Origin of the sequence: Aquabacterium sp. (assembly GCF_044226965.1) — a bacterium.
Taxonomy (GTDB): domain Bacteria; phylum Pseudomonadota; class Gammaproteobacteria; order Burkholderiales; family Burkholderiaceae_C; genus Pseudaquabacterium.
Map to the genome: position 1 here is coordinate 1 of NZ_JBGAGA010000026.1, position 21,653 is coordinate 21,653.

Genomic DNA, 21,653 nt, shown 5'->3' on the forward strand with positions numbered 1-21,653 from the left:
AGATCCACCTGTTCGCCTACGACAACGGCCGCGAGCGCTACGACGAGGGCCGCGTGCTCGAAGCCGGCAGCACGCCGGTGGCCTTCGATGCCGATGGCCTGCGCGTGGGGCTGAGCGTCTGCTACGACCTGCGCTTTCCCGAGCTGTACCGCGCGCTGATGCAGCCCGCGCCCTGCGACCTGATCGTGGTGCCCTCGGCCTTCACCTACACCACCGGCCGCGCGCATTGGGAGTTATTGCTGCGCGCCCGGGCGGTGGAAAACCAGTGCTACGTGCTGGCGCCGGCACAGGGCGGCACGCACGAGAACGGCCGTCGCACCTGGGGCCACAGCCTGGTGGCCGACCCCTGGGGCGAGCTGCTGGCCTGCCGCGACGAAGGCGAGGGCGTGGTGATCGCCGAGCTGGACCTGGCCCGCATCGCCGAGGTGCGGCAGCAGCTGCCGGCGCTGGGGCATCGCAGGCTCTAGCGCGCAAAAAGGGCGTCCACGGATCAGCCCAGCTCATGCCGCCGCGGCAGGTCCGCGCCGCGGCGCGAGCAGGTGATCGCCGCGGCCTGCACCGCGAACTGCAACGCGGCTTCCAGCGCGCTGCGGTCCAGCGTGCGAATGGCCTCGGGCGTGAGCCGGTCGTGCTCGGCCAGCCAGGTCAGCAGCGCGGCCTGCACGGTGTCCCCGGCGCCGACGGTGTCCACCACCGCCACCGGTGTCGGCCTGGCCGCCACCTGGTCGCGCGCGGTGAAGCCGATAGCGCCTTCGCCGCCGCGTGTCACCACCACCAGGGGCGTGCCGGTGGCCAGCGCGTCGGCGGCGAAGGCCTCGATGCTGCGGCCCGGGTAGAGCAGGCCGAGGTCTTCGTCGCTGACTTTCAAAAGGTGCGTCCGCGGCAGCATCCACTGCAGCGTGGCGCGCCACACCTCGAGGTCGGGCTCGACGTTGGTGCGGATGTTCGGGTCGTAGCTGATCACGCTGCGCCGGTGCTCGCGCTCGACCAGCTGGCGCTGCGTGCTGCCCACCGGCTGCACCACCATCGCATACGAGCCGAAGTGGAAGGCGCGGGCGCTGGCGGGCACCGCGTCCAGGTGCTCGGGGCGCAGCAACCGGTCGGCCGCGCCATGGCCGTAGAAGGCGTAGGAGGGCACGCCGGCGGCGTCGACGCCGACCAGGCTCAGCGTGGTCGGCGCGTCGAGGCGGGCGACGCAGGCGGTGCCGATGCGTTCATCGGCCAGCGCGCGCATCAGCCGTTCGCCGGCAAAGCCCCACCCGATGCCGCCCAGAAAGGCCACCGGCTGCGCCAGCCGGGCCAGCCCGAGGGCGACGTTGAACGGCGAGCCGCCGATGCGGCCGTCGAAGACGATGCCGGTGGGCGTGTCGCCGGTGGCGAACACGTCGAACAGCGCTTCTCCGCAGACGATGAACATGGCGCGGTGACTCCTTGAGGGTTTACCATTAATCAATCAACTTGATTTATTAAAGCACAGCGACCAGAATTGCGCCATCCGTTGAATCCCCGACGCACCTTCACCCGCCACCGGACGCACCGGTCCACCAGGAGACACCCACCATGCGCATGCCCTTCGTTGCCACCCTGCTGACCCTGGCCGCTGCCGCGGCGAGCCACGCTGCCGACGCCCCGGTGATCGGCCTGATCACCAAGACCGAGACCAACCCCTTCTTCGTGAAGATGAAGGAAGGCGCGGCCGAGGCGGCCAAGACCGCCGGTGCCAAGCTGCTCTCCGGTGCCGGCAAGGCCGACGGCGACAACGCCGGCCAGGTGACCGCGATGGAGAACATGATCGCCGCCGGCGCCAAGACCATCCTGATCACACCCAGCGACTCCAAGGCCATCGTGCCGGCGATCAAGAAGGCCCAGGGCAAGGGCGTGATGGTGATCGCGCTGGACAGCCCGACCGACCCGGCCGAGGCGACCGACGCGCTGTTCGCCACCGACAACTACAAGGCCGGCGTGCTGATCGGCCAGTACGCCAAGGCCGCGCTGGCGGGCAAACCGGCCAAGATCGTCACGCTCGACCTGTTCCCGGGCCACCCGGTGGGCGCGCAGCGCCACAACGGTTTCCTGAAGGGCTTCGGCCTCGCGGCGCCGGACGCCAAGAGCAACGAACTGGGCAAGGCCGCCGAGGTGGTGTGCATGGCCGACAGCTTCGGCGACCAGGCCAAGGGCCAGACCGCGATGGAGAACTGCCTGCAGAAGGCGCCCGAGGTGACCGTGGTCTACACGATCAACGAGCCCGCTGCGGCCGGTGCCTACAACGCGCTGAAGAAGGCCGGCAAGGAGAAGGGCGTGATCATCGTCTCGGTCGACGGCGGCTGCCAGGGCATCAAGGACGTGGGCGCCGGCGTCATCGCCGCCACCTCGCAGCAGTACCCGCTGAAGATGGCGGCCATGGGCGTCGACGCCGGCGTCGCGTACGCCAAGAGCGGCAAGAAGGTCTCGGGCTACACCGACACCGGCGTCACGCTGATCGCCGGCAAGCCAGTGGCCGGTGTCGACAGCAAGGACGTGGCCACGGGCGCCTCGCTGTGCTGGGGCAAGAAGTGAGCGGCCATGGCCACGCATAGTCTGCCCAAACCCACAGGAGCGGTCATGAGCACTCTCCAGGACAAGCTGCCGCCCGGGCTGAACATCGGCACGCTCGGCCCCTTGATCGCGCTGCTGGCCGCCTGCGCCTTCTTCGCGACGCAGAACGACCGCTTCCTGACCGGCGGCAATCTGTCGCTGATCCTGCAGCAGGTGATGGTGGTGGGTGTCATCGCGATCGGCCAGACGCTGATCATCCTGACCGCCGGCATCGACCTGAGCTGCGGCATGGTGATGGCGCTGGGCGGCATCGTGATGAGCAAGTTCGCCACCGAGCTCGGCCTGCCGCCGGTGCTCGCCATCCTGTGCGGCATCGGCGTCACCACGCTGTTCGGGCTGGTCAACGGCCTGCTGGTCACGCGCATCAAGCTGCCGCCCTTCATCGTCACGCTGGGCACGCTGAACATCGCGTTCGCGATCACGCAGCTGTACTCGAACTCGCAGACGGTGACCGACCTGCCGCCGCTGCTGACCGCGCTGGGCAACACCTTCGTCCTCGGCGGCACCGAGGTGGCCTGGGGCACTGTGCTGATGCTGGCGCTGTTCGGGCTGGCGTGGTTCGTGCTGCGCGAAACCGCGGCCGGCCGGCATGTCTATGCCGTGGGCAATAACGCCGAAGCGACGCGGCTGGTCGGCATCCCGACGCAGAAGGTGCTGCTGGCGGTGTACGTCATCGCCGGCGCGTTCTACGGCCTGGCCGCGCTGCTGAGCGTGGCACGCACCGGCGTGGGCGACCCGAATGCCGGACAGACCGAGAACCTCGACGCCATCACGGCCGTGGTGCTGGGCGGCACCAGCCTGTTCGGCGGCCGCGGCGTGGTGCTGGGTTCGCTGGTGGGTGCGCTGATCGTCGGCGTGTTCCGCAACGGCCTCACGCTGATGGGCGTGTCGTCCATCTACCAGGTGCTGGTCACCGGCGTGCTGGTGATCCTGGCGGTGGCCACCGACCAGATGTCGCGCAAGTCGGCGCGCTGAATGGCGCAGTGGCCGGCCCCTTGAAGGAAACACCATGAGCACTCCCCAGATCGTGATGCAGGCCAAGGGCCTGGTGAAGCGCTACGGCCAGGTCACCGCGCTGGACGGCGCCGACTTCGAGCTGCGCGCCGGCGAGATCCTCGCGGTCATCGGCGACAACGGCGCCGGCAAGTCCTCGCTGATCAAGGCCCTGTCCGGCGCGATGGTGCCGGATGAAGGCGAGATCCGGCTCGACGGCCAGGCCATCCGCTTCCGCAGCCCGATCGAGGCGCGCCGCGCCGGCATCGAGACGGTGTACCAGGACCTCGCGGTCGCGCCGGCGATGACGATCGCCGAGAACCTGTTCCTCGGCCGCGAGCTGCGCCGCCCGGGCCTGGCCGGCAGCCTGCTGCGCATGCTGGACAAGAAGCGCATGCTCGAGGAGAGCATCGCCCGCATGCAGGACCTGAAGGTCGGCATCCGTTCGATGACGCAGGCGGTCGAGACGCTCTCGGGCGGCCAGCGCCAGTGCGTGGCGGTGGCGCGCGCCGCGGCCTTCGCGCAGCATGTGGTCATCATGGACGAGCCCACCGCGGCGCTGGGCGTCAAGGAGGGCAACATGGTGCTCGAGCTGATCCGCCGCGTGCGCGACAAGGGCCTGCCGGTGGTGCTGATCTCGCACAACATGCCGCATGTCTTCGAGATCGCCGACCGCATCCACGTCGCACGCCTCGGCCGCCGCGCCGCGGTGCTGAACCCGAAGAAGATCAGCATGAGTGACACGGTGGCGGTGATGACCGGCGCGATGCGGCCCGAGGACATCCCGGCGGAATGTCTGGCGGCATGACGCACCGGCGATCGAAGTCGGGGCTGGACCCAGCGGCCGCGGCGGGGCCGGCTTCGCCGGACCGCGCGCGGCGCCCCCTCGAGGGGGAAGCGGGCGATGCCCGCTTCGGGGGTGGGCCCAATCTCCGTCCACGCGGATCGAGCCAGGGCGGCCTGCGGCAGTACAACGAACGCGTCGTGCTGCAGGCCATCCGCCTGCATGGCCCGCTGCCCGGCGCCGAGCTCGCGCGGCTGACGCACCTGACCGCGCAGACCATCTCGCTGATCACCAAGCGCCTGCTCGACGACGGCCTGCTGCTCAAGGGCGAGCCGGTGCGCGGCAAGGTCGGCCAGCCCTCGGTGCCGCTGGCGCTGAACCCGGCCGGCGCGTTCGCGGTGGGCATCAAGATCGGGCGCCGCAGCGTCGATGTGCTGCTGGTCGATTTCGTCGGTGCCGTGCGGGAGCGCTGGTCGCTCGACTACCGGTATCCCGATCCGGATCAACTGCTGGCCGAGATCGGGCGCCGGCTGGCCGAGATCCGCGCCAGCCTGGACGCCGACAGCGCTGCGCGGGTGCAGGGCGTCGGCATCGCGCTGCCATTCTCGCTGGGCGGTTGGCAGACGCTGCTGGACATGCCGGCCGAGGTGGCCGCACGCTGGCCGCAGACCGACCTGCGCGCCGAGGTGGCCGCCCTCACCGACTGGCCGGTGCAGCTGATGAAGGACACCGCCGCCGCCTGCGTGGCCGAGCTGGTGGCCGGCCGCGGCCGCAGCACGCCGAGCTTTCTGTACGTGTTCGTCGACACCTTCATCGGCGGCGGTCTCGTGCTGGACAGCCACCTGCGTGCCGGCCTGCATGGCAACGCCGGCGCCATCGGCTCGCTGCCACTGGCCCGCAGCGCGGACGACGGCAGCCCGCCGCCGCAGCTGCTGAACCTGGCCTCGCTGGTCAAGCTGGAGCGGCGCTACACGGCCGCCGGGCTCGACATCGGCGCGGTCGCCGACGAACGCGCCCTGCAGGCCCCCTGGCGTGCCCACACCGAGGCCTGGCTGGCGGAGGCCGGCAGCGCGATCGCCTTCGCGGTCAATGCCACCAGCTGCGTGCTCGACCTCGACAGCGTGATCCTCGACGGCTCGTTCAGCCGCGCGCTGCAGGCCGCGCTGATCGCGGCGGTCGAGCGCGCCTTCGCCGGCTACAGCTGGGAAGGCACGCAGCGCCCGCCGCTGGTGCCCGGCAGCATCGGCTCGGATGCCCGCGCGATCGGCGGTGCGCTGCTGCCGCTGTACGCGAACTTCGCGCCCGACCGCGACCTGTTCCTGAAGATCGCGGTGGAGTAGCGGGCCGGAGATGACCTGGAAATTCGAACATGGCGTGTTGGAATTTCAAGCAAGAGTCATCACAATCGCGGCATGCTTCAGCGCCGCCGCCTCGAAGATCGCCTGCATGCCGCCCTGGCGCGCTCGCGCGCGGTGGCGCTGGTCGGTCCGCGCCAGAGCGGCAAGACCACGCTGGCGCGGCAGCTGCTCGCGCCCGGTGAGGCGCGCTACTTCGACCTGGAGAACCCGCTCGACGAAGCCCGGCTCGCGCAGCCGATGACCGTGCTGCCGCCGCTGCAGGACCAGGGCGGCCTGATCGTGATCGACGAGGTGCAGCGCGCGCCCGCGCTGTTCCCGGTGCTGCGTGTGCTGATCGACCGCAGCCCGCGCAACGGCCAGTTCCTGCTGCTGGGCAGCGCCTCGCCGGCCTTGCTCAGCCGGGCTGGCGAATCGCTGCTGGGCCGGCTGGAAGTGGTGGAGGTCGGCGGCTTCGACCTGGGCGAGGTCGGCGCCGCCGCGCAAGACCGGCTCTGGATGCGCGGCGGCTATCCGCTGGCCTTCCTGGCCGGCGACGATGCGGCGGCCGACGCCTGGCGCAGCAACGCGATCCGGCAACTCGTCGAGACCGACCTGCCGCGGTACGGCATCCAGGTGCCCGCGCCGGCGATGCTGCGCTTCTGGCGCATGCTGGCCCACCTGCATGGCCAGATCTGGAACGCGGCCGACCCCGCGCGCTCGCTCGGCGTGTCCGAACCCACGGTGCGCCGCTACCTCGACCACCTGACCCAGACCTTCATGGTGCGGCAACTGCAGCCCTGGTTCGAGAACCTGGGCAAGCGCCAGGTCAAGTCGCCCAAGGTCTACTTCCGCGACAGCGGCCTGCTGCACAGCCTGCTGGGCGTGCGCAGCGCGGAAGACCTGCTGCTGCATCCCCGCAGCGGCGCCAGCTGGGAAGGTTTCGCGCTGGAGCAGGTGCTGCGCCTGGCCGAGCCGGACGAGGCCTATTTCTGGGCCACGCACGCCGGTGCCGAACTTGACCTGCTGCTGTTGCGCGGCGGCCGGCGGGTCGGCGTCGAGTTCAAGCGGGCCGATGCGCCGCGGCCCAGCGCGTCCATGCACATCGCGATGCAGGACCTGAAGCTCGATGCGCTGTATGTCGTCTACCCCGGCCAGCACCGCTATGCGCTGGCCGATCGCATGGAGGCGGTGCCGCTGTCGTCCTTGCTGGGTTGATGCCGGCGGCATCGGCCCCTAAGGCCCGAATCAGCGCCGCCCGAACATCATCTGCCGCGCCAGCAGTGTCTTGGCCCAGGGCATTGCCTGCAGCGCCGCCAGGCCCAGGCCGCGCGCCGCCGGCAGGCCGGGCCAGCGCCAAGTGAAGCTGCGGGCCAGGAAATCGGTGGCGGCGATCATCGCCCAGCGATCCGGCGCGCGCGACCATTCCACGCGGCGCAGCGCGGCGGGCACGTCGCGCGCTTCCTTCAGCGCCAGCACCAGCTCGAAGGCATCGCGCAGGCCCAGGTTCAGGCCCTGGCCGGCCACCGGATGCAGCGTCTGCGCGGCATTGCCGATGCGCACGCTGCGACCTTCGACCAGCGTGCGCTCGGCATTCAGACCGAGCGGAAAGGCCTTCAGCGGGCTGATGGCCACCGGCGTGCCGACACCCACCGCGGGATCGTTCGGCAGCAGGCTGCCGATGACCGCCAGGCGCTGGGCGTCGTTCAGTTCGCGCACCGGGTCGTCCTGGCTATCGACGCACCACACCAGCGCCGCACGTTGGCGGCCGTTCTCGGGCGGCAGCGGCAGCAGCGCCAGCGGGCCCTGGCGCGTGAAGCGCTCGACCGCCAGGCCGGGCGTGCCGCCTTCCAGCGTCAACGTGCCGACCCAGGCAGTCTGCTGGTAGTCGTGCACGACGGCCTTGCGAGCCTGCTCGCTGAACACGCCGCCTTCGGCGACGACCGCCAGATCGAAGTGCTCGGCCGTGCCGGCATCGACCTCGATGCCCTCGGCCAGCGGTTTCAGCGCGGCCACCGGGGCGCCGAAGCGGCTGCACAGGCGCTGCGGCTCGGCGGTTTCAGCGGCGAGCCAAGCCGCCTGCAGCGGCGCCACCAGCTGGCCGTAGCGCAGCACGGCGCCAAGCATCGGCACCGCCTGCTCGGCTGCGCGCAGGCGCACCTCGGCGGCCAGGCCGCCGAGCATCAAGGTCGGCGGTGCCTGCGACACATGCACCTCGCGGATCGGCTGCGCCGCATCGCGCGGCCAGCAGCCCAGGCGCTGCAGCAGCTGCACGCTGCCGAGCGACAGCGCCAGCGTGCGGGCGTCGCCCGACACGTCCTTGTCCACCGGCCGGGCGTCGAACACCGTGATCCGGGCATCGGGCAGGCTGCGGGCGGCCTGCAGCGCGAGCGCCAGGCCCACCGGGCCGGCACCGATCACCGCAATTTTGAGAGGCACTTGAAACATGGCCGCCGTATTATTCGCCGCACCTGGCACCAGGGGGTGCCTCGTCGTCAACGCAAGGAGCGCATGCCATGGGCCTGATGGACTTCATCAAGAAACAGTTCATCGACATCCTCGAGTGGACCGAGAGCCAGGATGGCACCATCGCCTGGCGCTTCCCGATGGCGCAGAACGAAATCCAGTACGGCGGCTCGCTGACGGTGCGCGAGAGCCAGATGGCGCTGTTCGTCAACGAAGGCAAGGTGGCCGACGTGTTCGGTCCCGGCATGTACAAGCTGACGACGCAGACCCTGCCGGTGCTGACCTACCTGAAGAACTGGGACAAGCTGTTCGAGAGCCCGTTCAAGAGCGACGTCTACTTCTTCAGCACGCGCCAGCAGATCGATCAGCGCTGGGGCACCCAGCAGCCGGTGACGATCCGCGACAAGGACTTCGGCGCCGTGCGGCTGCGCGCCTTCGGCAACTACGCCTACCGCGTGGTCGACCCGAAGAAGTTCTACACCGAGATCTCCGGCACGCGCGACACCTACACGGTGGCCGACCTCGACGGCCAGCTGCGCGGGCTGATGCTGCAGCACATCAGCGACGCGGTGGCCCGCTCGGGCATCGCCTTCCTCGACCTGGCCGCCAACCAGATCGAGTTCGCCAAGCAGATCCAGGCCGCCACCGCGCCGTCCTTCGAGGCCATCGGCCTGAAGCTCGAGACGGTGACGGTGCAGAACGTCTCGCTGCCCGAGGAGCTGCAGAAGATCCTCGACCAGAAGATCGGCATGGGCATGGTCGGCAACGACATGGGCAAGTTCATGCAGTACCAGACCGCGCAGGCGGTGCCCGAGCTGGCCAAGGGCGCGGCCGAAGGCGGCGGCGGCATTGCGGGCGGCGCGATGGGCCTGGGCGCCGGCGTCGCGCTCGGCCAGGTGATGGCGCAGAACCTCGCGGCCGGGCTGCAGTCGGCCCAGGCCGCGCCCGCGGCGGCCGCGGCGCCCGCGCCGTCGATCAAGCCCGAGGACGTGATGGCCACGCTGGAGAAGCTGGCGGACCTGAAGGCCAAGGGCATCCTGACCGAAGAGGAATTCAGCAGCAAGAAGGCCGAGCTGTTGAAGAAGCTGGTCTAGCCCTCCTCGCCCTTCACTGAGCCTTGGCCACCGGCCCCCAACGCGCCTGGCGTGCCGCGTGCCCCCACTGCGGGGCACCGGTCGAGTTCGCCTCCGCGGCCTCGGCCAGCGCGGTGTGCGGCTTCTGCCGCTCGACGCTGCTGCGCGAGGGCGAGGCGCTGCGCCGCATCGGCACCAGCGCCGAGCTGTTCGACGACCACTCGCCGCTGCAGCTGGGCGCGGCCGGCAAGTATTCCGGCGCGGCCTTCACGGTGGTCGGCCGCCAGCAGCTGGGCTACGAGGGCGGCAGCTGGAACGAATGGCACGTCCTCTTCGATGCGGCCGGCAGCGAGTCGGGCTTCAAGAGCGGCTGGCTGTCCGAGGACAACGGCGCCTATGTCATCGCCTTCGATGCGCCGCTGTCGGGCCCGGTCCCCGAGCCGGCCGACCTGAATCCGGGCGAGCGCCGCGTCGTCGCCGGCGCGATCTGGGACGTGGCCTCGGTGCAGCGCGCCAGGCTGCTGGCCGCGCAGGGCGAGCTGCCGCAGCCGCCGCGGCTGGACGGCGGCGAGTTCATCGTCGCCGACCTGCGCAACCAGCAGGACGAGGTCGGCACGCTCGACTGGCGCGACCCGCAGCAGCCGCAGTGGTCGGTGGGCCGCTCGGTGCGGCTGGCCGACTTGGCGATGAGCGGCCTGCGCGACGACCAGGCCAGCGAGAAGACGCTGCGCGGCCGCGCGCTCGAATGCCCGAGCTGCGGCGCTGCGCTCGAGCCCAGCTTGAAGACCACGCAGAGCATCGTCTGCGGCCAGTGCAAGGCGGTGGTCGACATTTCGCAGGGCGCCGGCGCCGAGCTGCAGCACTACGCGCAGGACAACACCGGCACGCCGCCGCTGATTCCGCTGGGCCGCAGCGGCACCCTCGCGCTGGGCGAGAAGGCGCCGCCGCTGCCCTGGCAGGTGGTGGGCTATGTCGAGCGCATCGAGGTCGATGTCGAGGCCGGCGAGGAGCAGGCCACCTGGCGCGAGTACCTGCTGTACAACCAGCGCGAGGGCTTCGCCTTCCTGGTCGATGCCGAGGACGGCTGGAGCTATGCCAACCCGATCACCGGCGTGCCCAAGGTGCGCGGCGACAAGGCCGAGTACAAGGGCACCACCTACGACCAGCTTTACACCTACTCGGGCGCCGTGACCTATGTGCTCGGCGAGTTCTACTGGCGCCTGAACAAGGGCGAGAAGACCCGCAACACCGACTATGCCGCGGGCCCGAAGCGGCTGAACCGCGAGCAGGCCGGCCAGGAAGTGACCTGGTCCGCCGGCGGCGCGCTGGATTCGGAAGCGGTGGCCAAGGCCTTCGGCCTGGGCACGACGGAAGCCATGGCGATGCGCCGCGATGCCAAGGCGCTTGGCGGCTCGGGCAGCAGCGTGAAGACCTGGCTGATCGTGCTGGTGGTGGTGCTGGTGATGCTGGCCATCATCGGCAGCTGCAGCGACAGCAACACCGACTGCCAGCCGCTGCGCGACACCTTCGGCGAGGCCAGCGCGGAATACCAGCAGTGCCTGCGCAACAACCGCGCGGGCAGCGGCGTGCGCACCAGCGGCGGGTCGTACGGCGGGTTCAGTTCAGGCGGCGGCGGGCACAAGTAGCGGCCTGCGCGCCATAACCAGGAGCAACGCAAATGTCGGGATTCGAATGGCTCAAGCCGGCCATCGTGCTGGGGTCCATCCTCTACGCGGTGATCGGCGTCGTCGTGCTCTGGCTCAGCTTCATCATCATCGACAAGCTGACGCCCTACGACCTGTGGGACGAGATCGTCGGCAAGAAGAACCTGGCGCTGGCGATCGTCGTCGGTGCGATGTTCATCGCCATCGGCCAGATCGTCGCCGCCGCGATACATGGTTAGCCCCGGCCGCCTGGCGGCCACCCCCTAGGGGTTCCAAACCGGACCGGGAAACCCGGATCCGGTTTGGCGCCTTCGTTCACCACCGCGCCCCCTGGCTGCCGTTGGCAGCCTGTCCCCCAGGGTTTGGCGCATCTTGCTGACGCATGAATTCATTGCCTTCCGAGGCCACTGACGCAGCCGCTCCCCGGGTGTCTGCCGCCGAAGTCGCGCTGCTGGCTTCGGTGTTCGTGATCGCCGCCTGCGGGCTGGTCTACGAGCTGGCGGCCGGGGCCCTGGCGAGCTACCTGCTGGGGGACTCGATCCTCCAGTTCTCCACCGTCATCGGCAGTTATCTGTTCGCGATGGGCCTGGGCTCCTGGCTCTCGCGCCACATCGACCGGCAGCTGGTGGCGCAGTTCCTGCGCATCGAGCTGCTGGTGGGCCTGGTCGGCGGGCTGATGCCGGCGGCGCTGTTCGCCGCGCACAGCCTGCTGCCGGTGGGGCACACGCTGCCGTTCAAGTTCGCGCTCTACGGCCTGGTGCTGGCGGTGGGCGTGCTGGTGGGGCTGGAGATCCCGCTGGTGATGCGCATCCTCAAGCGCCACTTCCACGAGCGCTATGCGCTGCGCGAGCTGGTGTCGCAGGTGCTGACCTTCGACTACCTCGGCGCGCTGGCCGTCTCGGTGGCCTTTCCGCTGCTGCTGGTGCCGCAGCTCGGGCTGGTGCGCACGGGGCTGTTCTTCGGGCTGCTGAACGCGGCCGTGGCGGTGTGGGCGCTGTGGCTGTTCCGCGCCGAACTGCGCACCCGGCGTTCGCATGCGCTGGCCTGCGCGCTGGTGATCGGCGCGCTCGGCGCCGCGATGGCCGGTGCCGAGCACCTCACCACCTGGGCCGAAGACCGCTTCTACGGCGACCGCGTGGTGCTGCGCGAGACCAGTGCGTACCAGCGCATCGTCGTCACCGCCGGGCCGGCCGGCGTGCGGCTGTTCCTCAACGGCAACCTGCAGTTCCATTCGCGCGACGAGTACCGCTACCACGAGGCCCTGGTGCACCCGGCGATGGCCGGCCATGGCGCCGCCAAGCACGTGCTGGTGCTGGGCGGCGGCGACGGCATGGCGGTGCGCGAGGTGCTGAAGTACCCGGGTGTCGAGCAGGTCACGCTGGTCGAGCTCGACCCGCACATGACGCAGCTGTTCTCGCAGGTGCCCATGCTGCGCGCGCTGAACCAGGATTCGCTGCACTCGCCGAAGCTGCGCATCGTCAACACCGACGCCTTCGGCTGGCTGCAGACGCATGACGAGGTGTTCGACGTCATCGTCGTCGACTTCCCCGACCCCACCAACTTCGCGCTGGGCAAGCTCTACACCACCAGCTTCTACCAGCAGGTCGACCAGCACCTGTCGGCCGGCGGCTATGCGGTGGTGCAGACCACTTCGCCGCTGATCGCGCGCAAGAGCTTCTGGACCGTGGCCGCCACGCTGGAGGCGGTGGGCCTGGCCACCACGCCATACCACGTGCATGTGCCGAGCTTCGGCGAATGGGGCTTCATCCTCGCCAGCCACCGGCCCTGGCGGGCACCCAGCGCGCTGCCGCCCGGCCTGCGCTTCCTGACCCCCGCGGCCTGGCCGGCGCTGATGGACTTTCCGCCCGACATGGCGCGCGTGCCGGCCGAGCCGAACCGGCTGTCGAACCAGGTGCTGGTGCACACCTTCGAGAGCGAATGGGGCAAGGTGCACGAGTGAGCGCGGCGCCGCCCGGGCCGGCGCTGACACGCCGCGCCGCCTTGCTGTCGGCCGCGGCCAGCGTGGCCGGCTGTGGCGAGCGGCGCGGCGAGCCGGTGCCGATGGCCTGGGTCGGGGCCGCGCACGAGCGTGGCCACCGGCTGCGCGACGCCGGCGCGGCGCTGCCCGCCGCATCGCGCCAGCGCCGCGCCGACGTGCTGATCGTCGGCGGCGGCATCGCCGGCCTGGCCGCCGCACGCGCGCTGCGCCGCGCCGGCATCGAGGACTTCGCGCTGCTGGAGCTGGAAGACCAGGCCGGCGGCAACAGCCGCGCGCGCAGCCTGGGCGGCCTGCGCTGCCCGCTGGGCGCGCACTACCTGCCGGTGCCGGGCGAGCCCGCCGCCGAGGTGCGCGCGTGGCTGCACGAGATCGGCCTGCTGCAGATGCAGGCCGGCGTGGCCGTACCGGATGAACGGTATCTGTGCCACAGCCCGCAGGAGCGCCTGTTCTTCGACGGGGCGTGGTTCGACGGCCTGCTGCCGCCGGCCGCGCCGGGCTCGGCCACGCTGGCGCAGTACCGCCGCTTCGGTGCGCTGGTGGACGAGGCGCACGACACGCTGGGCTTCGCCTTGCCGACCCAGCGCGCGCCCTGGCGCGACGGCCACCGCGCGCTGGATGCCGAGACCTTCGCGGCCTGGCTGGACCGGCACGGCCTGGACGATGCGAAGCTGCGCTGGTACCTCGACTACGCCTGCCGCGACGACTATGGCGCCGGCCTGGCCACCGTATCGGCCTGGGCCGGGCTGCACTACTTCGCCAGCCGCCATGGCTTCCATGCACCGGGCGACGAGGCCGGCGAGCGCGATGCGGTGTTCACCTGGCCCGAGGGCAACGCCTGGCTGGCCGAGCGCCTGGCCGCGGGCCTGGGCGAACGCCTGCAGCCGGCGCGCGTGGTGCTGCGCGCCGAGCCGCAGCGCCAGGGCTGGCAGGTGCTGGCGCTCGATGCCGGCGGCGACGCCGGCAAGGCCGGCGCCGGCGTGGCCGAAGCCTGGACGGCGCGTGCGCTGGTGCTGGCCACGCCGCTGTTCATCGCCGCCCGGCTCCTGCGCGACGCGGCGCCGCCGGCGCTGGCCGCGGTCGCCCGCGCGCCGCATGCGCCGTGGCTGGTGGCCAACCTCGCGCTGCGCGAGCCGCTGCTGGACCGCGGCATCGGCGCGCCGCCGGCCTGGGACAACGTGGCCTATGGCAGCGCGTCGCTGGGCTATGTCGATGCCGGCCACCAGCGCCTGAGCCCGATGCCCGCACCGACCGTGCTCACCGCGTACTGGGCGCTGCCGCAGGCCGAGCGCGCGGCACTGCTGGCCGGCAGTGCCGCGCAGTGGACCGCCCGCGTGCTGGCTGAGCTGCAGCCGCTGCATCCGGACCTCGCGCCCAAGCTCGAACGCGTCGAGCTGATGCGCTACGGCCATGCGATGAGCATCCCGGTGCCGGGCCTGCGCGGCTCACCGGCGCTGGCGGCGCTGGCGGCCATGGCCGGTCCGCTGCAGTTCGCGCATGCCGACCTGTCGGCCTACTCGGTGTTCGAGGAAGCCTTCACCCATGGCGACCGTGCTGGCGCTGCCGTGGCGGCGTGGCTGAAGCGCTAGCATCGTCGGGCTGCCCGACCACTCCCTTCGACACCACCATGCGCTACCGCCGCCTCGGCCGTTCCGGCCTGCAAGTCAGCGAGCTCTCGCTCGGCTCCTGGATCACCTACCACAACCAGGTCGACGTGAAGGCCGCCACCGAGATGATCGCGGCGGCCTTCGACGCCGGCATCAACTTCCTCGACAACGCCGAGGCCTATGCCGCCGGCCGCAGCGAGGAGGTGATGGGCCAGGCGCTGAAGGCGCTGAAGACGCCACGGCTGAACTACGTGGTGTCGACGAAATTCTTCTGGGGCCTCGATCGCCAGGGCGATGCGGTGAACCGGCGCGACACGCTGAACCGCAAGTACCTGATGCAGGCGATCGACGGCTCGCTGCAGCGCTTCGGCCTCGAGCACATCGACCTGGTCTACTGCCACCGGCCCGACCCGCACACGCCGATCGAGGAAACCGTGTGGGCGATGAGCGACATGATCCGCCAGGGCAAGGCGCTGTACTGGGGCACCAGCGAATGGTCGGCCGAGGCCATCCGTGCGGCCTGGGACATCGCCGAGAAGCACCACCTGCACAAGCCGCTGATGGAGCAGCCGCAGTACCACCTGTTCCACCGCCACAAGGTGGAGACCGAGTTCGCCCCGCTGTACGAGGACATCGGCCTGGGCCTGACCACCTGGAGCCCGCTGGCCTCGGGCCTGCTGACCGGCAAGTACCGCGACGGCGTGCCGGCCGGCTCGCGCGGCGCGATGGAGACCATGGCTTTCCTCCGCGACGGGCTCACCGACGCGGCCAAGAACGCCGCGGTGGCGCAGCTGGCGCCGATCGCCGCCGAAGCGGGCGGCACGCTGGCGCAGCTGGCGATCGCCTGGTGCACGAAGAACCCGCGCGTGTCGACGGTGATCACCGGCGCCTCGAAGCTGCCGCAGCTGCAGGACAACCTGGGCGCGCTGGCGGTGGCCGACCGGCTGACGCCGGAGCTGATGCAGCGCATCGACGCGATCACCGCGCCGCTGGCGCAGCGCTGACGCCTGCTACCGCCCCGGAAGGCCGCGCCAGCGCGCCGCGCTGCCCAGCCCGGCGCGGCGCAGCGCGGCGTTCAGGTGGCTCAGGTGCGCATAGCCCGCATCGGCCGCCACCTGCGCCAGGCTCAGGCGCTCGTCGGCCAGCAGCGTGCGGGCATGCGCCAGCCGGCGCTGCATCACCCAGGCATGCGGGCTCAGGCCGAAGCTGGCCTTGAACATGCGCAGGAAGTGATAACGCGACAGGCACGCGGCCTCGGCCAGGCCATCCAGGTCGATCGCCGCGCCGTCGGCCAGCGCCGATTCGATGCGGTCCAGCACGCGCCGACGCGCCTGCGGCGACAGCCCGCCGCGCAGCCGCGTGGCCACCCGCTGCCCGCCGGCGTGGGCCTGCAGCAGCCGTGCCTGCAGCTGCAGCCCCAGCTCCTGCAGGCGCAGCCCGGCATCGGTGTGCTGCCAGTCCAGTGCGACGATGGCGCGGCCGAGCTCGGCCAGCGGGGCATCGTCGAAGTAGATGCGGTCGTCCAGCTGCGCCAGCCGCGGGTCGCGGTCGAACCACTGCTCGGCGGCCAGCGCCAGCGGGAGCTGCGGCAGGTACAGGTGCAGCAGCTGCAGCGACCCGCGCACCGCCCAGCGCGAGCGGTGCCCGGCCGGCAGGCTGCACAGGCTGCCGGCGCCGCCGCGCGCGCCGGGCTGGTCCAGGCAGCGCACCGCCTCGCCGCCTTCGAGGTACAGCGACAAGGTGTGGTGCGCCGGCTGCTCGTAGGCGGTGTCGGTGTCGGCATTGCGCCAGTGCACCAGCCAGGCGCCGTCGGTGCCCAGCGCGGCCGTGCGCAGCGGTGTCGCGCGCGAGCGGGCGAGTTCGCGGAAGACGTCGAAGTGCTCGGGGCGGGGCATGGGTGCGAAGCTTACGCAGGCGCGCGCCTGCGCGCACGCCACCGGGCCACAAATGCGCAAGATCCTGCCATGGCGGCACGCTGGTCCCCCGCAGACTGCAGGGCATGACCACCACATCGATGCTCTACGTCCTCACCGTGCTGATCTGGGGCACCACCTGGATCGCGCTGAAGCTGCAGCTCGGCGTGGTGCCGATCGCCTGGTCGATCGCCTGGCGCTTCGCGCTCGCGGCGGCCGTCACGCTGGGCGTGCTGGCCTGGCGGGGGCAGGCGAAGCGGCCGCCGCGTGACGCCTGGCCGCTGCTGCTGGCGCAAGGGCTGTGCCTGTTCTGCCTGAACTTCCTGTGCTTCCTGGAGGCCAGCCGCCACATCGCCAGCGGGCTGGTGGCGGTGTGCTTCTCCACCGCGCCGCTGTGGAACGCGCTGAACGCGCGGCTGTTCCTCGGCCAGGCGCTGCAGCGCCGCGTGCTGCTGGGCGCGGCGCTGGGGCTGGCGGGCCTGTCGCTGCTGTTCGGCGGCGAGGTCTTCAGCCACCTCGACCAGCCCGGCACCCTGCGCGGCCTGGCGCTGGCGCTGGCCGGCACCTACTGCTTCTCGCTCGGCAACCTGCTGTCGGGCGCGCTGCAGCGGCGCGGCCTGGTGCCGCTGCAGACCAATGCCTGGGCGATGCTGTGCGGCACCGCCGCGGTCGCGCTGTACGCGCTGGCCAGCGGGCAGGCACCGGCCTTCGACCTGTCGCCCACCTACCTCGGTGCCTGGCTGTACCTGGCCATTCCGGGTTCGGTGATCGGCTTCACCGCCTACCTCACGCTGGTGGGCCGGCTCGGCGCCGACCGCGCGGCCTACTGCACCGTGCTGTTCCCGGTGGTGGCGCTGAATGTCTCGGCCTGGGTCGAGGGCTACCGCTGGACACTGCCGGCGCTGCTGGGCCTGGCCCTGGTGGCCGCCGGCAACGTGGCGGTGTTCTGGAAGGCTCGCGCGATCGTGCCGCCTCGGCTACCCTCGCGGGCGTGAGTTCGCGCACCGAATCGCCGCACCCGGATCACGGTGGCCTGGACGGCTACGCCAGCGACGCGCTGGTGCGGGCCTTCGTCGACGACCAGCAGCAGGCGCTGGCCGCGGTGCAGGCCGCGGCACCGGCGCTGGCCCAGGCGGTCGAGGCCGCGCTGCCGCGGCTGCGCGCCGGCGGCCGGCTGGTCTACGTCGGCGCCGGCAGCTCGGGGCGGCTGGGCATGCTCGACGGCGTCGAACTGCCGCCCACCTTCTCCTGGCCCACCTATCGCGCCATCGGCTTGCTGGCCGGTGGGCCGCGGGCGATGTTCGTCTCGGTCGAGGGTGCGGAAGACTCGGCCGAGCAGGGCGCGGCCGATGTCCACACCGCCGAGGTGAATGCCCAGGACGTGGTGGTGCTGATCGCCGCCTCCGGCAGCACGCCCTATGTGCTGGGGGCCGCGCAGGCCGCCCGCGCGGCCGGCGCCTTGACCATCGGCCTGGCCAACAACCCCGGCGCACCGCTGCTCGGCGCGGTGCAGCTGCCGGTGCTGCTGGACACCGGCCCGGAGGTGATCTCGGGCAGCACGCGGCTGAAGGCCGGCACCGCGCAGAAGATCGCGCTCAACGCGCTGTCGAGTTCGCTGATGGTGCGGCTGCACAAGGTCTACCGCAACCTGATGGTCGACCTGAAGGCCAGCAACCAGAAGCTGCAGCGCCGCGCGCTGATGCTGGCGATGCGCGCCTCGGGCGCCGAGGAAGACAAGGCCCGGGCCGCGCTGCAGGCCTGCGAGTTGCAGGTCAAGCCCGCCATCGTGATGCTGCGCCTGGGCTGCGACGCCGCGCGGGCCCAGGCGCTGCTGCAGGCCTGCGAGGGCTCGGTGCGGCTGGCGCTTACCGCCGGCGGCCTGCGCGAAGGGCATGGCTAGTGCCGGAAGTGAGCGTCATCGCCGATGCGCCGCGGCCCGTCCCGGCCGCCGCCGCCGGGCGCCCGGCCTGGGCCTGGGTGCCTTCGCTGTACTTCGCGCAGGGCCTCCCGTACGCGATGGTGATGATGCTCTCGGTGGTGTTCTACAAGCGCATGGACGTGTCGAACACCGAGCTCGCGCTGTACACCAGCTGGCTCTACCTGCCCTGGGTCATCAAGCCGCTGTGGTCGCCGCTGGTCGAGCTGCTGGCGTGCAAGCGGCAGTGGATCGTCGCGATGCAGGTGGCGGTGGGCTCGAGCCTGGCGCTGGTGGCGCTGGCGGTGCCGCTGCCCGGCTTCTTCCAGTGGACGCTGGCGGTGTTCTGGCTGATGGCCTTTGCCTCGGCCACGCACGACATCGCGGCCGATGGCTTCTACATGCTGGCGCTGCCCGCTTCGGCGCAGGCGGCGTGGGTCGGCGTGCGCAGCGCCTGCTGGCGCCTGGCCGTCATCGCCGCGCAGGGCGGGCTGGTGATGCTGGCCGGCGCGCTGGAGCAGCGCCTGGGCCAGGTGCAGACGGCCTGGGCGCTGGTGTTCGGCGTCAGCGGCGGCTTGTTCGTGCTGCTGGCGCTGCTGCATGCGCGCCTGCTGCCGCGGCCGGCCGCGGACCGGGCCGATCCGGTGCCGGCGCGCGGTGCCGCGCTGGCGGGCTCGGCGCGCGCCTTCGCCGCGGTGTTCGGCGAGTTCTTCCGCCGCCCCGGGCTGGCCCATGTGCTGAGCTTCCTGCTGCTGTACCGGCTGGCCGAGGCGCAGCTGCTGAAGCTGGCCACGCCCTTCCTGCTCGACAGCGCCGCGCAGGGCGGCCTGGGGCTCAGCACGCAGCAGGTGGGGCTGGTCTACGGCGGCATCGGCGTGGCCTGCCTCACCGCGGGCGGCCTGCTCGGCGGCTGGGTCATCGCGCAGCACGGCCTGCAGCGCTGGCTGTGGCCGATGCTGCTGGCCATGCACCTGCCCAACCTGCTGTTCGTCGCGCTGGCCGCGGCCGGGCCCAGCCCCTTGCCCTGGGTGGCCGCGGCGGTGGCGCTGGAGCAGTTCGGCTACGGCTTCGGCTTCTCGGCCTACCTGGTCTACATGCTGTGGGTGGCGGCGGGCCCGACGGGCGACAACCCGCACCGCACCGCGCACTACGCGCTGTGCACCGGCTGGATGGCGCTGGGCATGATGCTGCCCGGCATGTGGAGCGGCTGGCTGCAGGCGCAGTTGGGCTACTTCGGCTTCTTCGCCGCGGTGTGCCTGTCGGCGCTGCCGTCGTTCGTCGTTGTCGCGCGCACGCGGCTCGATCCGGCCTTTGGGCGGCGCGCGGCATGAGGCGCCGCGCGCTGCTGGGGTCGGCTTCGGCTGCCGTGCTGACGGCAGGTTGCAGCGGCCTCGCGATCGACAGCAGCCACCCGTCGCGCAACCAGGACAGCCGTGTGCTGTTCGTCGTGCTGCACTACACGGTGGGCAACTTCGAGACCTCGTTGCGCCAGCTGACCGAAGGCGAGGTCAGCAGCCACTACCTGGTGCGCGACGAGCCCGCGCGCATCTATCGACTGGTCGACGAGGACCGCCGCGCCTGGCATGCCGGGCCGAGCTGCTGGAAGGCCTTCTGCGGGCTGAACGCCAGCTCGGTCGGCATCGAGATCGTCAACCCCGGGCCGCAGGACGGGCCGCAGGGCCGGACCTGGGCGCCGTTCCCGCCGGCGCAGATGGCGCTGGTGCTGCCGCTGGTGCGCCAGATCGTGCTGCGCCACCAGGTGCGCGCCGAACGCATCCTCGGCCACAACGAGATCGCGCCGGCGCACAAGGAAGATCCGGGCCCGCTGTTTCCGTGGCGCCGCCTGGCCGAGGAAGGCCTGATCGCCTGGCCGCGCCGCGACGAGGTGATGCTGGCGCGGGCCGTGCTGCGGCAGCGCGCGCCCGAGGGCGTGCCGGACATCGCCTGGTTCCAGGAGCGGCTGGCGCTGCACGGCTTCCGCCTGCCGCGTGAGGGCCGGCTCGATGCGTTGACGCGCCGCTGCCTGCAGATGCTGCAGATGCGCTACCGGCCGCGCCGCTGCGAGGGCGAGCCTGACGCCGAGACCGCCGCGCTGCTGCTGGCGCTGACCAGCCCGGACTACCAGGCGCGCGCCCACCAGGTGCCCGACGGTCGCGGCCGCCCGCTGCAGGACGCGATGTACGACGGCGCGACCGACGCCGACTGGAACGCGCTCAGCCCGGCCTGAGGTCCGCGCCGGGCCCCTGGCTGTTCAGCGCCACCAGCTGCGCGGGGGTGCCGAGGTTGTGCCATTCATGGCCGAGCACTTCGGCGCCTAGCAACCCGCGCGCCGCGGCGTCGAACAGCAGCGGCCCGAGCGCCGCAGGCAGGCCGGGCACGACATGCTGTACCAGGCGCCGCCGCACCAGCGCGTAATTGGCATAGGTGAACGCGCGCTCGCCGTCGCGCCGCGCGCGGTCGCCGGCCAGGCCGAAGTCGCCGTCCGGATGGAAGTCCGGGTTCGGCACCAGCCAGATGCGCGCGTCGTCCGGGCTGGCGGCGAAGCGCTGCGCCTGCGCCGTGTCGAAGCGAAAGCCCGGCGCATGGATGTCGCCCGAGACGACCCAGAAGCACTCGCCCAGCCAGGGCAGGGCCTTGGCGATGCCGCCGGCCGTCTCCAGCGCGCCGCCGTGGTCGCGCCCTTCCATCGAGTAATGGATGCTCAGGCCCCAGCGCCGGCCATCGCCCAGCGCCAGCGGGATCTGCTCCTCGAGCCAGGCGGTGTTGATCACCACCTCGCGCACGCCGTCGCGCGCCAGCGCCTCGAGGTGCCATTCGATCATCGGCTTGCCGCGCACCGGCAGCAGCGGCTTCGGGATGTGGTCGGTCAGCGGGCGCATGCGCTGGCCGCGGCCGGCGGCCAGGATCAGCGCCTTCAGGTTCGGCGTGGGCGTGGCGGCCGCGCCGCCGCGTTGCAGCCGATGCCGCTCGGTGCTCGCGGGGCCGAAGGCCGACTCCAGCCGCGCCAGCAACTGCTCGGCGCGTGCCGAGTTGTCGGCGCCGAAGTTGCAGACGTAGACATCCAGCGTCACCGCGGCCAGTTCTGGCCAGGTGTGCACGGCCAGGTGCGATTCGGCGAGCAGCACCACGCCCGTGATGCCGGGGCCGCCGGCAAAGCGATGAAAGAGTTCGCCCACCGGCGTCAGCCCCGCAGCGGCCACCGCGGCCAGGCACAGCGTGCGCAGGGCCGCGGGGTCGGTCATCGGCGCGGATTCAGCGGGGCAGCCGCGCAGATCGGCGGTGAGGTGCAGGCCTTGCATGGGGCTCAATTATC

20 protein-coding genes are annotated in these 21,653 nt (G+C 71.7%); 16 read left to right on the top strand and 4 right to left on the bottom strand.

The genetic code is table 11. The annotated features are described in order from the left end of the window. Nucleotides 1–467 (top strand): nitrilase-related carbon-nitrogen hydrolase (locus ACILR4_RS13510; protein WP_395701383.1); only part of this gene is annotated, 467 nt, incomplete at its 5' end. 23 nt (nt 468–490) lie between these two features. Here ACILR4_RS13510 and ACILR4_RS13515 read toward each other — a convergent pair. Next, complete coding sequence (locus ACILR4_RS13515) at nt 491–1,417, bottom strand: carbohydrate kinase (RefSeq protein WP_395701384.1); 927 nt, start codon at nt 1,415–1,417, stop codon at nt 491–493. 149 nt (nt 1,418–1,566) lie between these two features. Between ACILR4_RS13515 and ACILR4_RS13520 the strand changes: the two genes are divergently transcribed. The 5 genes from ACILR4_RS13520 to ACILR4_RS13540 all read left to right on the top strand — a co-directional run bounded on the left by ACILR4_RS13520 (nt 1,567) and on the right by ACILR4_RS13540 (nt 6,924). Then, nucleotides 1,567–2,556, top strand: a complete 990-nt coding sequence (locus tag ACILR4_RS13520) for a sugar ABC transporter substrate-binding protein (RefSeq protein WP_395701441.1) — start codon at nt 1,567–1,569, stop codon at nt 2,554–2,556. Between the two features lie 45 nt (nt 2,557–2,601). Continuing rightward, nucleotides 2,602–3,570, top strand: a complete 969-nt coding sequence (locus tag ACILR4_RS13525) for an ABC transporter permease (RefSeq protein ID WP_395701385.1) — start codon at nt 2,602–2,604, stop codon at nt 3,568–3,570. 34 nt (nt 3,571–3,604) lie between these two features. After that, the gene (locus ACILR4_RS13530; RefSeq protein WP_395701386.1) at nt 3,605–4,396 is read left to right on the top strand and encodes an ATP-binding cassette domain-containing protein; all 792 of its coding nucleotides are present in this window, start codon (nt 3,605–3,607) and stop codon (nt 4,394–4,396) included. 176 nt (nt 4,397–4,572) lie between these two features. After that, the gene (locus tag ACILR4_RS13535; protein WP_395701387.1) at nt 4,573–5,712 is read left to right on the top strand and encodes an ROK family protein; all 1,140 of its coding nucleotides are present in this window, start codon (nt 4,573–4,575) and stop codon (nt 5,710–5,712) included. Between the two features lie 72 nt (nt 5,713–5,784). Beyond that, on the top strand, nt 5,785–6,924 hold the full coding sequence (locus ACILR4_RS13540; protein WP_395701388.1) for an ATP-binding protein: 1,140 nt from the start codon (nt 5,785–5,787) through the stop codon (nt 6,922–6,924). A 30-nt stretch (nt 6,925–6,954) separates the two neighbouring features. Here the strand turns inward: ACILR4_RS13540 and ACILR4_RS13545 are convergent, their stop codons facing one another. Next, nucleotides 6,955–8,154: an FAD-dependent monooxygenase gene (locus ACILR4_RS13545; protein WP_395701389.1), complete on the bottom strand. Its 1,200-nt coding sequence runs from the start codon at nt 8,152–8,154 to the stop codon at nt 6,955–6,957. Nucleotides 8,155–8,222: 68 nt separating this feature from the next. On the opposite strand from ACILR4_RS13545, the gene ACILR4_RS13550 reads away from it, so the two are divergent. From ACILR4_RS13550 to ACILR4_RS13575, 6 genes are all read left to right on the top strand, one after another. Beyond that, nucleotides 8,223–9,266 carry an SPFH domain-containing protein gene (locus ACILR4_RS13550; protein WP_395701390.1) on the top strand — a complete coding sequence of 348 codons (1,044 nt, stop codon included), beginning with the start codon at nt 8,223–8,225 and terminating at the stop codon, nt 9,264–9,266. 23 nt (nt 9,267–9,289) lie between these two features. After that, nucleotides 9,290–10,891, top strand: coding sequence for a DUF4178 domain-containing protein (locus ACILR4_RS13555; protein WP_395701391.1), 1,602 nt, complete (start codon nt 9,290–9,292; stop codon nt 10,889–10,891). Nucleotides 10,892–10,923: 32 nt separating this feature from the next. Beyond that, nucleotides 10,924–11,148: a DUF350 domain-containing protein gene (locus ACILR4_RS13560; RefSeq protein WP_395701392.1), complete on the top strand. Its 225-nt coding sequence runs from the start codon at nt 10,924–10,926 to the stop codon at nt 11,146–11,148. Nucleotides 11,149–11,291: 143 nt separating this feature from the next. After that, the gene (locus ACILR4_RS13565; RefSeq protein ID WP_395701393.1) at nt 11,292–12,869 is read left to right on the top strand and encodes a polyamine aminopropyltransferase; all 1,578 of its coding nucleotides are present in this window, start codon (nt 11,292–11,294) and stop codon (nt 12,867–12,869) included. Then, complete coding sequence (locus tag ACILR4_RS13570; RefSeq protein ID WP_395701394.1) at nt 12,866–14,494, top strand: NAD(P)-binding protein; 1,629 nt, start codon at nt 12,866–12,868, stop codon at nt 14,492–14,494. The genes ACILR4_RS13565 and ACILR4_RS13570 overlap by 4 nt, the downstream gene beginning before the upstream one ends. A 38-nt stretch (nt 14,495–14,532) precedes the next feature. Further along, nucleotides 14,533–15,516 carry a potassium channel beta subunit family protein gene (locus ACILR4_RS13575; RefSeq protein ID WP_395701395.1) on the top strand — a complete coding sequence of 328 codons (984 nt, stop codon included), beginning with the start codon at nt 14,533–14,535 and terminating at the stop codon, nt 15,514–15,516. Nucleotides 15,517–15,522: 6 nt separating this feature from the next. Here the strand turns inward: ACILR4_RS13575 and ACILR4_RS13580 are convergent, their stop codons facing one another. Then, on the bottom strand, nt 15,523–16,407 hold the full coding sequence (locus ACILR4_RS13580; protein WP_395701396.1) for a helix-turn-helix transcriptional regulator: 885 nt from the start codon (nt 16,405–16,407) through the stop codon (nt 15,523–15,525). A gap of 104 nt (nt 16,408–16,511) precedes the next feature. Here ACILR4_RS13580 and ACILR4_RS13585 point away from each other — a divergent pair, with 104 nt between their 5' ends. The 4 genes from ACILR4_RS13585 to ACILR4_RS13600 are packed head-to-tail and all read left to right on the top strand — an operon-like array spanning nt 16,512 to nt 20,567. Beyond that, nucleotides 16,512–17,420 (top strand): DMT family transporter, encoded by a 909-nt coding sequence (locus tag ACILR4_RS13585; protein ID WP_395701397.1) that lies wholly within the window; start codon nt 16,512–16,514, stop codon nt 17,418–17,420. After that, nucleotides 17,417–18,325 carry an N-acetylmuramic acid 6-phosphate etherase gene (locus tag ACILR4_RS13590; protein WP_395701398.1) on the top strand — a complete coding sequence of 303 codons (909 nt, stop codon included), beginning with the start codon at nt 17,417–17,419 and terminating at the stop codon, nt 18,323–18,325. The genes ACILR4_RS13585 and ACILR4_RS13590 overlap by 4 nt, the downstream gene beginning before the upstream one ends. An 8-nt stretch (nt 18,326–18,333) precedes the next feature. After that, nucleotides 18,334–19,671 (top strand): MFS transporter, encoded by a 1,338-nt coding sequence (locus ACILR4_RS13595; RefSeq protein ID WP_395701399.1) that lies wholly within the window; start codon nt 18,334–18,336, stop codon nt 19,669–19,671. Next, entirely contained in the window at nt 19,668–20,567 is a 900-nt protein-coding gene (locus tag ACILR4_RS13600; protein WP_395701400.1) for an N-acetylmuramoyl-L-alanine amidase, read from the top strand. The genes ACILR4_RS13595 and ACILR4_RS13600 overlap by 4 nt, the downstream gene beginning before the upstream one ends. Here ACILR4_RS13600 and speD read toward each other — a convergent pair. Further along, nucleotides 20,554–21,639 (bottom strand): adenosylmethionine decarboxylase, encoded by a 1,086-nt coding sequence (gene speD, locus ACILR4_RS13605; protein WP_395701401.1) that lies wholly within the window; start codon nt 21,637–21,639, stop codon nt 20,554–20,556. The two genes, ACILR4_RS13600 and speD, sit on opposite strands and share 14 nt — an antisense overlap. Nucleotides 21,640–21,653: the final 14 nt, after the last annotated feature.

Excerpts from the sequence above, each read along its gene's own strand:
- ACILR4_RS13515 (WP_395701384.1), bottom strand. The coding sequence starts at position 1,417 with ATGTTCATCGTCTGCGGAGAAGCGCTGTTCGACGTGTTCGCCACCGGC.
- ACILR4_RS13520 (WP_395701441.1), top strand. The coding sequence starts at position 1,567 with ATGCCCTTCGTTGCCACCCTGCTGACCCTGGCCGCTGCCGCGGCGAGC.
- ACILR4_RS13525 (WP_395701385.1), top strand. The coding sequence starts at position 2,602 with ATGAGCACTCTCCAGGACAAGCTGCCGCCCGGGCTGAACATCGGCACG.
- ACILR4_RS13530 (WP_395701386.1), top strand. The coding sequence starts at position 3,605 with ATGAGCACTCCCCAGATCGTGATGCAGGCCAAGGGCCTGGTGAAGCGC.
- ACILR4_RS13540 (WP_395701388.1), top strand. The coding sequence starts at position 5,785 with ATGCTTCAGCGCCGCCGCCTCGAAGATCGCCTGCATGCCGCCCTGGCG.
- ACILR4_RS13545 (WP_395701389.1), bottom strand. The coding sequence starts at position 8,154 with ATGTTTCAAGTGCCTCTCAAAATTGCGGTGATCGGTGCCGGCCCGGTG.
- ACILR4_RS13550 (WP_395701390.1), top strand. The coding sequence starts at position 8,223 with ATGGGCCTGATGGACTTCATCAAGAAACAGTTCATCGACATCCTCGAG.
- ACILR4_RS13560 (WP_395701392.1), top strand. The coding sequence starts at position 10,924 with ATGTCGGGATTCGAATGGCTCAAGCCGGCCATCGTGCTGGGGTCCATC.
- ACILR4_RS13565 (WP_395701393.1), top strand. The coding sequence starts at position 11,292 with ATGAATTCATTGCCTTCCGAGGCCACTGACGCAGCCGCTCCCCGGGTG.
- ACILR4_RS13575 (WP_395701395.1), top strand. The coding sequence starts at position 14,533 with ATGCGCTACCGCCGCCTCGGCCGTTCCGGCCTGCAAGTCAGCGAGCTC.
- ACILR4_RS13580 (WP_395701396.1), bottom strand. The coding sequence starts at position 16,407 with ATGCCCCGCCCCGAGCACTTCGACGTCTTCCGCGAACTCGCCCGCTCG.
- ACILR4_RS13585 (WP_395701397.1), top strand. The coding sequence starts at position 16,512 with ATGACCACCACATCGATGCTCTACGTCCTCACCGTGCTGATCTGGGGC.
- ACILR4_RS13600 (WP_395701400.1), top strand. The coding sequence starts at position 19,668 with ATGAGGCGCCGCGCGCTGCTGGGGTCGGCTTCGGCTGCCGTGCTGACG.
- speD (WP_395701401.1), bottom strand. The coding sequence starts at position 21,639 with ATGCAAGGCCTGCACCTCACCGCCGATCTGCGCGGCTGCCCCGCTGAA.